At 60.8% G+C, this 11,488-nt stretch carries 8 protein-coding genes; 5 read left to right on the top strand and 3 right to left on the bottom strand.

What is annotated here, in order from left to right; genetic code table 11:
• Positions 1 to 17 precede the first annotated feature (17 nt).
• Entirely contained in the window at positions 18 to 1,517 is a 1,500-nt protein-coding gene (locus tag LH464_RS21115; RefSeq protein ID WP_226788393.1) for an amino acid permease, read from the bottom strand.
• A gap of 122 nt (positions 1,518 to 1,639) precedes the next feature.
• Positions 1,640 to 2,410, bottom strand: a complete 771-nt coding sequence (locus tag LH464_RS21110) for an N-formylglutamate amidohydrolase (protein WP_226788392.1) — start codon at positions 2,408 to 2,410, stop codon at positions 1,640 to 1,642.
• A gap of 163 nt (positions 2,411 to 2,573) precedes the next feature.
• Between LH464_RS21110 and LH464_RS21105 the strand changes: the two genes are divergently transcribed.
• The 5 genes from LH464_RS21105 (at position 2,574) to LH464_RS21085 (ending at position 7,544) form a co-directional block, all read left to right on the top strand.
• A complete protein-coding gene (locus LH464_RS21105; protein ID WP_226788391.1) occupies positions 2,574 to 3,461 on the top strand; it encodes a MurR/RpiR family transcriptional regulator in 888 nt (295 codons plus the stop codon).
• 127 nt (positions 3,462 to 3,588) lie between these two features.
• Positions 3,589 to 4,695, top strand: coding sequence for an ABC transporter substrate-binding protein (locus tag LH464_RS21100; protein ID WP_226788390.1), 1,107 nt, complete (start codon positions 3,589 to 3,591; stop codon positions 4,693 to 4,695).
• 116 nt (positions 4,696 to 4,811) lie between these two features.
• Complete coding sequence (locus LH464_RS21095; protein WP_226788389.1) at positions 4,812 to 5,687, top strand: ABC transporter permease; 876 nt, start codon at positions 4,812 to 4,814, stop codon at positions 5,685 to 5,687.
• The gene (locus LH464_RS21090; RefSeq protein WP_226788388.1) at positions 5,684 to 6,475 is read left to right on the top strand and encodes an ABC transporter permease; all 792 of its coding nucleotides are present in this window, start codon (positions 5,684 to 5,686) and stop codon (positions 6,473 to 6,475) included. Before LH464_RS21095 ends, LH464_RS21090 begins: the two co-directional genes overlap by 4 nt.
• A gap of 13 nt (positions 6,476 to 6,488) precedes the next feature.
• Positions 6,489 to 7,544 (top strand): ABC transporter ATP-binding protein, encoded by a 1,056-nt coding sequence (locus LH464_RS21085; protein WP_226788387.1) that lies wholly within the window; start codon positions 6,489 to 6,491, stop codon positions 7,542 to 7,544.
• A gap of 90 nt (positions 7,545 to 7,634) precedes the next feature.
• Here the strand turns inward: LH464_RS21085 and metH are convergent, their stop codons facing one another.
• The gene (gene metH / locus LH464_RS21080; protein WP_226788386.1) at positions 7,635 to 11,399 is read right to left on the bottom strand and encodes a methionine synthase; all 3,765 of its coding nucleotides are present in this window, start codon (positions 11,397 to 11,399) and stop codon (positions 7,635 to 7,637) included.
• Positions 11,400 to 11,488 lie beyond the last annotated feature (89 nt).

The following is an 11,488-nucleotide window of genomic DNA, read 5'->3' as shown; positions in this document are numbered from 1 at the left end:
CAGCCGCGCCGCTGAGGTCAGGCGAGCGACGCTGCCTGTTTGTGCTCCATCGCAAACTCCTCTTCCGGGGAGAGGATGAGCCGGTGACGGCCGACCATAGCGAAGTAGGCGATGGCGACGGCGAACCAGAGGACTACCCAGAGCACTCCCTTGGTGAAGTTCGGGTCCTGAACCTGGTAGAGCAAGGTCACCACGGCGATGATGATCGTCAGGACGGCACCCGGGATACCAAGCGGCGAACGGAACGGTCGCTCGATGTTTGGCAGCTTCTTGCGCAGGATGATGAAGGAGATCGCCTGCATGATGTAGGAGAACATCGCTCCGAACACCGCCATGTTGAGCAGGACGCTGCCGATGATGCTGCCACCCTGCTCCGCACCCAGCGAGAACCAGATGACCAGCATCACGGAGAGCCCGACAAGCGAACCGGTGATCATGGCGATATAGGGCGTCCTGTAGACCCGATGCGTTACCGACAGGGCCGTCGGGAAGTAACCGGCGCGCGACAGGGAATAGACCTGCCGCCCCTGCGCATAAAGGATCGTATGGAAGCTCGCGATCAGACCCGTGAGCGCCACCAGACCGAGGATAACCACGCCACTGTCGCCGTACACCGCCTTGAACCCGTCAAGCAGCGGCTCCAGCGACGAACCGAGATGGAAGGACCCGACGCCTTGCACGGACGGGTTCAGAAGCACGATCATGAAGGCGGAGATCATCAGCGTCACCATTCCGAGGATGATACCCTTCGGCATGTCGCGCTTGGGATCGACGGATTCCTCGGCGGCCAGCGGCAATTGCTCGATGGCAAGAAACAGCCAGACCGCAAAGGGCAGCGTCGCAAGCACACCGGAGATGCCGAAGGGGAACCATTCCCCATTCCCCTCCGGCAGCTCGACGGCACCCCCATCAGGCCCCACCCCGATGTTCAAGGCCCAGCGCGAAAAATCCATATTGGGGATCGCGCTGACCCAAAAGAAAACCAGAACCGCCAAGGATACGATGGTGATGACCAGCGTCACCTTGAAGGACAGCTCCAGTCCAAAGATGTTCAATCCCAGGAAGATCGCATAGAAGAGCATCCATAAGAGCGGCGAATAGACCGGGTCCAAACCGAGGATCGAATTCACGTAAGCCGTGATGAACGTGACGATGACGGCCGGCGTCAGCACGTATTCCACGTTCTCGCACAGCCCGGTGATGAAGCCGCCCCAAGGCCCCATGGCAGTCCGCGCAAAAGAATAGGCAGCACCCGTATGCGGCAGTGCGGGGCTCATCTCGGCGATCGAGAACGTCAGCCCCAGATACATGATGGCGATGATGATGCCGGCGACCAGCATGCCGCCCCAGCCGCCCGTGGCGAAGCCGAAATTCCATCCGGAAAAATGGCCTGAAACGACGGCACCAACCCCCAGCGCCCACAGCGACCAGACCCCCGCATATCGCGAAAGTCCTCTTTTCTCGAAGTAGGCTGCGTCAGCCTTCTTGTAGCTGACGCCCGCAGATGAACTTTCCATGCCCTTCTCTCCTGATCAAGGAATGGGCGGCGAGCCGTCCGGCCCGCCTCACCCAGTCGACATGTCATGCACCGCCCGATTTTTCAGTGTCGGTGCGCCGCAGCCTTTGCTGCTCCCCGGGTCTAGATTGCTTCGAGAGCTTCCCTCAGCAATCCTGTCAAGAAATCGGCCACAACCCCCTGGCCGGTTTCGTCTGAAATCAAATCGTTGCGCACCTCGATCATCACGTTCAAAAGCCCGTCCGCCGTGGCGTGGAGTTCCAGCGTATGTGTCACGCCATCCTCCGGCCCGTAAGGCTCGTTGCGCTCGACCCGATAAAGCCGTGTGTCGGCAGCAGCCTTCAGCATCGCGTCTGCCAGACGGCTGTCCTTGTCGTGCAGGATACCGATCTCCACCTCGCGCCTCTCCCCGAAATAGACCGGATTGAAGCTGTGGATGGTAACCAGCACTGTTCGCCGGCCCTGCCGCCTGCGAACCTCGATCTCGTCGCGTATCCGTCCCTGGAACGGCAGGTAGAGAGACGCCGTGCGCAACGATCTTTCGGCCTCGGACAAGTCCTCGTTACCGGGAATCCGAAAGATCTCGCTGCTGTCGCGCATCGCGGCCGGCGATTCCGGCGGACGGTTGCAGTCATAGACCAGCCGCGAAAAACGCTGGTAAATCAGTACAGCGGCGAGTTGCCGCGACATGAGCTGCGACACAGCCAGCGCGCCCGGATCCCAAGCGATATGGGAACTGAGCGCGTCTTCCGAGAGGCCGAGCGTGCCATAGCGCTTCGGAATCTGCGACGATGCATGCTCGCATACGAGCAGGACATCGCCAGCCGCGCCGGCATTTTCGACTGCCACCGGCTCGCCATCGCCTTCGGTGAAAAATTGCGTCTCGGCCAGCATGCCAACCATCTGGGATTGATGTAACGATTAAGAAGAGAATTCTTCATCTTTTCGTTTCCGTCAACGTGATTCTGAAAATTTCTCTTCATCGCCTCCATTGACTCCAGCCCGAAAAGAATTGTTAAATCTTTCACAACCGGCGAAGACCGGAGGGAACAGCTTAGTGCCAACAACAGCGCGCACCGTCTCGGATGTCATACGCGTAAGTTACGACAGCCTGACGCGGGCGGAAAAGCAGTTGGCCGACAGGATTTTGGAGAATTATCCGGTGTCCGGGCTCGGCAGCATCACCACGATCGCGGACAACGCCGGCGTCTCGACGCCGACGGTCGCGCGCATGGTGCAGAAGCTTGGCTTCAAGGGCTATCCCGAGTTTCAGTCTCATCTGCACCAGGAACTCGAAGAGACAATTTCCAACCCGATCGCCAAGCACGATCGCTGGGCGCTGAATGCGCCCGGAATGCACATCCTCAACCGTTTCGCGGACGCCATTACCGCCAACCTCCGCGACACGCTGTCGGACCTCGACACCAAGACATTCGAGGATGCCGCAGCCCTGCTTGGCGACCGCAACCGAAGCATCTATTTCATCGGCGGACGCATAACTGGGTCACTGGCGGAATACTTCTTCACCCACATGCAGGTCATCCGTCCCAAGACCGCCCTCATTTCCACGAGCTCCAGTTCCTGGCCGCAGCATGTTCTGAACATGAGCCCCGGCGACGTCCTCGTCATCTTCGACATCCGGCGCTACGAGCAGGAAATGGAGACACTCGCCGAAGTCGCCAAGGCGAGCGGCGTCGTCATCATTCTGTTGACGGACACGTGGAGATCTCCGGTTGCACAGCATGCCTTGCATACCTTCCGTGTCCGCATCGAAGCACCCAGTGCCTGGGACTCCTCGGTAGTGACCCTCTTCGTCGTCGAGGCCCTGATCGAAGCGGTTCAGAGCGCCACCTGGGACAAGACCCGGGACCGCATGAATTCGCTGGAAGAGCTCTTTGAAAAATCTCGCCTGTTCCGTCGTCACAACCGCCAGCGACTGGAGTAGCCCGATGAGGAAAAAACCTTCTATCCAAAGCATTTATGAGCAATTGCTCAACCTCGTATCTGTCACATAGAGTACATCAACTGGCTCTACGAGTCGCACCGAACACGACCAACCTCAGGAGGATATCGTGCTGAATAACACCCACCGCCTGCTCTCGCTGACCACCGCAATCGTCCTTGCTTCGAGCAGTCTCACACTTGCCGAGCCGAGCGCGGAACTGATCGAAGCCGCCAAGAAGGAAGGCATGCTCACCACCATCGCCCTGCCCCACAGCTGGTGCGGCTATGGTGACGTCATCGCCGGGTTCAAGGCAAAGTATCCCGACATTCAGGTCAACGAACTGAACCCGGACGCCGGCTCTGCCGACGAAGTCGAGGCCATCAAGGCAAACAAAGACAACAAGGGTCCCCAGGCTCCCGACGTCATCGACGTTGGCCTGTCATTCGGTCCCCAGATGAAGGCAGAAGGTCTTCTGCAGCCTTACAAGGTCTCGACATGGGACGAGATTCCGGACGACATCAAGGACCCTGAAGGCCACTGGTACGGCGACTACTACGGCGTTCTGTCCCTTATTGTGAACAAGGACATGGTCGAGAACGCCCCGCAGGACTGGGCCGACCTTCTGAAGCCTGAATATGCTGGCCAGGTCGCACTTGCCGGTGATCCGCGCGCCTCCAACCAGGCAATCCTCGCGGTCCTTGCTGCCGGTCTTTCCAAGGGAGCCAAGTCGGGTGAAGAAGCCGGCAAGTCCGGTCTCGACTACTTCGCCGAACTGAACAAGGCCGGCAACTTCGTTCCAGTCATCGCCAAGGCGGGTACGATCGCCCAGGGCGCCACGCCGATTGCGGTCGCATGGGATTACAACGCGTTGGCTTGGCGCGACGAACTGAAGGGCAATCCGCCGGTCGAGGTTGTCGTGCCGAAGACGGGCGTTCTGGCAGGCGTCTACGTTCAGGGTATCTCGGCATTCGCGCCGCACCCGAACGCCGCGAAGCTCTGGATGGAATATCTCTATTCGGACGAAGGTCAGAACCTCTGGCTGAAGGGCTATTGCCACCCCGCGCGTTTCAACGCCATGGCCAAGGCAGGCAAGATCCCGCAGGAACTGCTGGATGCCCTGCCACCGGCTGCAAGCTATGAAGCAGCCGTATTCCCGACCGTCGAAGAACAGAACGCCAACAAGGCTGCTGTCACCGGCGGCTGGGATAGCGTTGTCGGCGCAAACGTACAATAAGCCTGCTTTGAGTTATGACCCCGGCCCGAGCTCATCGGGCCGGGGTCAGTCATCCTGAAATGCGTCGCCGCATTTTGCCACATACGAGACGACCGAACGGGGGAAGAGCCGCAGACATGAACCAAGCCCCACCCGCACTCCGGCTGCGCCTGTCGTTCACCTGGTTGGGCCTCATGCCCTTCGTCATCTTCGTGTTGCTGTTCCTGATACTGCCGACGATGCACATCGTGATCGGTGCATTCCAGACCCGTGACGGCTCGTTCACGCTGCAGAACATCATCGACCTCAACACCGGGACTATCCCGTCCAGCTACTGGATTTCCATCAAGATCTCATTCGCTTCGGCCGCTCTCGGTTGCCTGATCGGCTTCGGCATGGCAGCGGCCGTGGTCTTCGGCGCAGTCCCCCGCTGGATCAAGTCGCCGCTCCTGACCTTTTCCGGCGTCGCCTCCAATTTCGCCGGCGTGCCGCTTGCGTTCGCATTCCTTGCAACGTTCGGGCCTGTCGGCCTCGTCACACTGTTCCTGCGCCAGAATTTCGGGATCGTCCTCCAGCGCGACCTCGGCTTCAACATCCTGAGCTTCTGGGGCCTGACCGTCACCTACCTGTTCTTCCAGATCCCGCTGATGGTCCTGATCATCACGCCGGCGCTGGAAGGCCTGCGGCGCGAATGGCGCGAAGCGGCCGAAGTACTGGGAGCGACGGCATTTCAATATTGGCGGATGGTAGCGCTGCCAATCCTGTTTCCCGCCCTGCTCGGCACCTTTGCACTCCTCTTCGCGAACGCCTTCGGCGCTGTCGCTACCGCCATCGCGCTCACCGGCTCCAGCCTGAACATCGTTCCGATACAGCTCTATGCGCAGATCCGCGGCGATGTCCTGGGCAATCCCAATCTCGGCTACGCCATGGCCTTCGGGATGATCGTTGTCACCGCCGCCTCCAACGTCGTCTACATCTTGCTGCGCATCCGCGCCGAAAGGTGGTTGAAATGAGCCTGTTGACCCGCATCATCGGCTGGGCGGTCCTGATATTCGGGCTGCTCTATTTCTTCGTCCCGCTTGGCGGCCTGTTCGAATTCTCGCTAAGGGCCCGCCGCGGTGTCTATAGCCTGGATGCCTACGTCCGGGTGCTGGCCGATCCGCAATTCCAGGCCACATTCAGCTATTCAGTTTTCATGGCGCTGGTGACCATCGTGATCGGCATCCTGATCGTCGTTCCCACGGCGTTCTGGGTGCGCCTGAAAATGCCCTGGGCTCGGCCCTACGTCGAATTCATGACCCTCCTGCCGCTCGTCATTCCGGCAATCGTCATCGTCTTTGGCTATATCCGCCTCTACAACACGTCGAGCTGGCTGCCGCTGACCGGATCGTTGACCGGAACCAACGCCCTGCTGGCCTTCGGCTATACCATGCTGGCGCTGCCCTACATGTACCGCGCCGTGGATACCGGCCTGCGCACCATCGACGTTGCGACGCTGACCGAAGCGGCGCAGAGCCTGGGCGCTGGCTGGATCACCATCCTGCGCCGGGTCATCCTGCCGAACGTCGTTCCGGCCGTGCTATCCGGCGCCTTCCTCACCTTCGCGATCGTCATCGGCGAATTCACGCTGGCAGCGCTTCTCGACCGGCCCGCCTTTGGCCCGTATCTCCAGCGGATCGGCGCCAACAAGGCCTATGAGCCGTTCGCGTTGTCGGTTATCGCATTCGGCATTACATGGGGCTGCCTCGCGCTGATCCAGCTCGTTTCCCGCTTCAGCAAGATGGCACCGCCACGCATCTAAGGGTTTTCCGTTCATGTCTTTCCTGGCTCTCGAAAATCTCCAGAAAAGCTTCGGCGCCGTGCAGGTGGTGAAGGATTTCAACATGTCGATCGAGAAGGGCGAGTTCGTTTCCTTTCTCGGACCATCCGGTTGCGGCAAGACGACGATCCTGAGGATGATCGCCGGCTTCGAGACGCCGAGCGGCGGCACGATCAGCATCAACGGCAAGGATCAGAGCCGCCTGAAGACGAGCCAGCGCAACATCGGCATGGTCTTCCAGGCCTATGCCCTGTTTCCGAACATGAACGTCTTCGACAATGTCGCATTCGGCCTGAAGGTGGCGGGAACGCCGAAGACGCAGATCGAGGCGCGGGTGAAGGAGATGCTGGCGCTCATCCGCCTCGAGCACCTCGCCGACCGTTACCCCTACCAGCTATCCGGCGGACAGCAGCAACGTGTTGCGCTTGCGCGCGCGCTGGCTCCGAAGCCACAACTCCTGCTGCTCGACGAGCCTCTGTCGGCGCTGGATGCCAAGATCCGCATTTCGCTTCGCGAAGAGATCCGCCAGATCCAGCGACAGCTCGGGATCACCACGGTCTTCGTGACGCACGACCAGGAGGAGGCACTGTCGATCTCCGACCGCATCGTCGTCATGAATGCCGGCCATGCCGACCAGATCGGCAGCCCGTCGGAAATCTACAACCACCCCGCCACCCGGTTCGTCGCGTCATTCGTGGGCACGCTCAACATGATCGATGCAGTCGTGGCCGATCCTGCGGCACAGACCGTGCGGATCGGCGACCAGTTGATCGCGCTCCGCGAGTCGGTGGGGAACAGAAAGCCCAGCGACCCGATAACCCTTGCGCTACGGCCCGAGGCAGCATCCCTTTCCGAACATGGCGACGCCACCCTTCGCGGGGAAGTCATATCGGCAAGCTTCCTCGGATCCGTCGTCCGCACCAAGATCGCCGTCGGCGGGAGCACGGTGTCGTTCGACATGTTCAATTCGCCGGACCTCAGGATGCCGGCGCCGGGAGAAGACATCAATCTCCACTTCTCGTCCGGCGACCTTCTCATCGTTCGAGACTAGAGAGGGGCGAGAAGGGGCGAGAAGGGGCGAGACTAGAGAGGGTGCGATCCGCCGCGGGACCTTGTGGCGGATCGTATTCTTGCCTGCCGACTAGGCCGCGTCTTCGACGGCGGCCGAAGGGATGTAGTTGAGCACCGGCCCGAGCCAACGCTCCACCTCCGCCACCGGCATGCCCTTGCGTCGGGCATAGTCGTCGACCTGATCCCGTTCGACCTTGGCAACCCCGAAATAGTAGGAAGCCGGATGGCCGATGTAGAGGCCGGCAACGGACGAACCGGGCCACATCGCGTAGCTCTCCGTCAGCTTCACGCCCGTCGCATTCTCCGCGTCGAGCAACCGGAACAGTGTTTCCTTCTCGGTGTGGTCGGGCTGCGACGGATAGCCCGGTGCGGGGCGGATGCCTGCATAGTCTTCCGTGACCAACTGTTCCGGCGACAGGTTTTCATCCGGCGCATAGCCCCAGAACTCCTGCCTCACCCGCTCGTGCATACGCTCCGCAAAGGCTTCCGCGAAGCGGTCTGCCAGAGCCTTCACAAGGATGGAGGAATAGTCATCGTTGGCGCGTTCGAACCGCTCCGCGATGGCGATCTCCTCGATCCCGGCGGTGACCACGAAGCCGCCGACATAGTCTTGGCAGCCACTGTCCACCGGCGCAACGAAGTCGGAAACCGCCACGTTCGGCCGCCCGTCTCGCTTGGATAGCTGCTGGCGGAGCGTGAAGAAGGTTGCGAGTTCTTCGCTGCGCTTCTCGTCGGTGAACAGACGGATATCGTCGCCGACCGCATTGGCTGGCCAGAAGCCGATAACGGCGCGTGGCCGGAACCACTTTTCCGAGATGATCTTTTCGATCATCGCCTGCGCATCCGCGAAAAGCTGCCGGGCAGCCTCGCCCTGCTTCTCGTCTTGCAGAATAGCCGGATAACGCCCCTTCAGCTCCCATGTCTGGAAGAAGGGCGTCCAGTCAATGTAGCGTGCCAACTCCTCAAGCGAGTAATCGTCGAACACCTTCGTTCCCGTGAATGTCGGCGCAACTGGCTGGTAGTCCTGCCAATCAACCTTCTCCGCATTCGCGCGCGCTCGCTCCAGCGGCAGGCGCTTCTTTTCCGCCTCGCTGCGGGCATGGGCCGCAGCGACCTTGGCGTATTCGGCGCGAATGTTGCCGACATAGTCCGGCTTCGCCTCCTGCGACAGCAGCGACGATACGACACCGACGGCGCGGCTCGCATCAGTCACGTAGATCGTCTGGCCGCGATCGTAGCGCGGGTGGATCTTGACTGCCGTGTGGACGCGGCTCGTGGTTGCTCCACCGATCAGCAAAGGAATGTCGAAACCCTGTCGCTCCATCTCCGCGGCCACATGCACCATCTCGTCCAGCGACGGGGTGATGAGGCCTGACAGGCCGATGATATCGACCTTCTCCGCAACTGCCATTTCGAGGATCTTGGTCGCCGGCACCATGACGCCGAGGTCCAGGATCTCATAGTTGTTGCAGGCGAGTACGACGCCGACGATGTTTTTCCCGATGTCGTGGACGTCACCCTTCACGGTGGCCATCAGCACCTTGCCCGCCGACCGCCGCTGCTCGCCGCCGGTGAGGCGCTTTTCTTCTTCCATGTACGGCAAAAGCACGGCCACGGCCTGCTTCATGACACGGGCCGATTTCACCACCTGCGGCAGGAACATCTTGCCCGCACCGAACAGGTCGCCGACGACATTCATGCCCGCCATCAACGGGCCTTCGATCACATGCAATGGGCGGGCCGCCTGCTGGCGGGCTTCTTCCGTATCGGCGTCGATATAGTCTGTAATGCCGTTGACCAGCGCATGCTCGAGCCGTTTTTCGACCGACCATTCCCGCCAGGCAAGATCCTGCACCCTTGCTTCCCTGCCGGGGCCGCCTCGAAAACGCTCGGCGACCTCAAGCAGCCGTTCCGTGCCATCCGCGCGGCGGTTGAGAACCACATCCTCGCAGGCCTCGCGAAGCTCAGGATCGATCGTCTCGTAAACCACCAGCTGCCCGGCATTGACGATGCCCATGTCCATGCCTGCCTGGATGGCGTGGTAGAGGAACACGGCGTGCATCGCCTCGCGCACCGGCTCGTTGCCGCGGAAGGAGAACGACAGGTTGGAGACGCCGCCGGAAATATGCACCAACGGCATGCGCTCGCGGATCGTCCGCGTGGCCTCGATGAAATCGACGCCGTAATTGTTGTGCTCTTCGATGCCGGTCGCGACCGCAAAGATGTTCGGGTCGAAGATGATGTCTTCCGGCGGGAAACCAGCCTGTTCCGTGAGGATCTTGTAGGCCCGCTCGCAGATCTCGACCTTGCGCTCGTAGGTATCGGCCTGTCCGGTCTCGTCAAAGGCCATGACGACGACGGCGGCACCATAGTTGCGAAGCAGTCGGGCCTGACGGAGAAAATTCTCCTCCCCTTCCTTGAGCGAGATGGAGTTAACGACAGCCTTGCCCTGCACGCATTTCAGGCCGTCCTCGATGATCTCGAACTTCGAGCTATCGATCATCACCGGCACGCGCGCGATGTCCGGTTCAGCGGCGATCAGGTTGAGGAACTCGACCATCGCCCGGCCGGAATCGATCAGGCCCTCGTCCATGTTGATGTCGATGATCTGGGCGCCGTTCTCCACCTGGTCACGGGCGACGGCCAGCGCGGCCGCATAGTCGCCGGCGGTAATCAGCTTGCGGAACTTTGCCGAGCCGGTGACATTGGTCCGCTCGCCGACGTTGACGAAGGGAATATCCTTGGTCAGCACGAAAGGCTCGAGGCCGGCAAGCGACATGAACGGCTTGTGTTCCGGCACTTCGCGTGGCGCATAGCCGGAGACCACCTCGGCGAGCGCACGGATGTGCTCGGGCGTCGATCCACAGCAGCCGCCGACCACGTTGATGAGACCTTGCCGGGCGAATTCTTCCACCTGGCGGGCCATGTCCGCCGGTGTTTCGTCATACTGGCCGAATTCGTTCGGCAGTCCGGCATTGGGATAGGCACAGATGAAGGTGTCGGCGACCCCGGAGAGTTCCTGCAGGTGCGGAAGCATCGCGTTGGCGCCGAGTGCGCAGTTGAGGCCGACTGTGAACGGGCTGGCGTGACTGACCGAACTCCAGAATGCCGACGGTGTCTGCCCCGACAATGTGCGGCCGGACAGGTCGGTGATCGTGCCGGAGATCATCACCGGAAGATGGATGCCCTTGGCCGCGAAACGCTCCTCGCAGGCGAAGATCGCTGCCTTGGCATTCAGCGTATCGAAAATCGTCTCGATGAGGATGATGTCGGCGCCGCCGTCGATCAGGCCGTCGATCTGCTCGCCATAGGCAATCCGCAGATCGTCGAATGTCACCGCCCGGTAACCGGGATTATTGACGTCGGGCGAGATCGAGGCAGTCCGGTTCGTTGGGCCGATGGCGCCGGCAACGAAACGTCGCCGGCCGTCCTCCTTCTCCGCCCTCAATGCAGCTCGCCGAGCCAGACGCGCGCCGTCGCGGTTCAGGTCGTAGACGGCATTCTCCATCTGGTAGTCCGCCTGTGCGATCCGCGTCGACGAAAATGTGTTCGTCTCGAGGATGTCGGCACCCGCCATCGCATAGCGATAGTGGATATCTTCGATCGCCTGCGGCTGCGTCAGGATCAGAAGATCGTTATTGCCCTGCTGATGGCAGGCACATCCGATAAAGCGATCACCGCGGAAATGAGATTCGTCGAAACCTAGACCCTGGATCTGGGTGCCCATGGCACCGTCGATGACCAGAATGCGTTCGCGCGCAGCCTTCTGCAATGCGGCAAGCACCTCCGCGCCGTCACGTGGGGCAGCCTCCGGGCCGAAGAGCTCGTCGAACATAGACATCTCCTTTGTCAATTTGCGCCATAAGCGCATAAACATATCTTTATGTCAAACAATAAGCATATGGTCTTCCATACACAAACGCC

Origin of the sequence: Pseudorhizobium xiangyangii (assembly GCF_020531965.1) — a bacterium.
Taxonomy (GTDB): Bacteria; Pseudomonadota; Alphaproteobacteria; order Rhizobiales; family Rhizobiaceae; genus Neorhizobium; species Neorhizobium xiangyangii.
This window is presented reverse-complemented; position numbering and strand designations above follow the sequence as displayed.

Excerpts from the sequence above, each read along its gene's own strand:
- LH464_RS21115 (WP_226788393.1), bottom strand. The coding sequence starts at position 1,517 with ATGGAAAGTTCATCTGCGGGCGTCAGCTACAAGAAGGCTGACGCAGCC.
- LH464_RS21110 (WP_226788392.1), bottom strand. The coding sequence starts at position 2,410 with ATGCTGGCCGAGACGCAATTTTTCACCGAAGGCGATGGCGAGCCGGTG.
- LH464_RS21095 (WP_226788389.1), top strand. The coding sequence starts at position 4,812 with ATGAACCAAGCCCCACCCGCACTCCGGCTGCGCCTGTCGTTCACCTGG.
- LH464_RS21090 (WP_226788388.1), top strand. The coding sequence starts at position 5,684 with ATGAGCCTGTTGACCCGCATCATCGGCTGGGCGGTCCTGATATTCGGG.
- LH464_RS21085 (WP_226788387.1), top strand. The coding sequence starts at position 6,489 with ATGTCTTTCCTGGCTCTCGAAAATCTCCAGAAAAGCTTCGGCGCCGTG.
- metH (WP_226788386.1), bottom strand. The coding sequence starts at position 11,399 with ATGTTCGACGAGCTCTTCGGCCCGGAGGCTGCCCCACGTGACGGCGCG.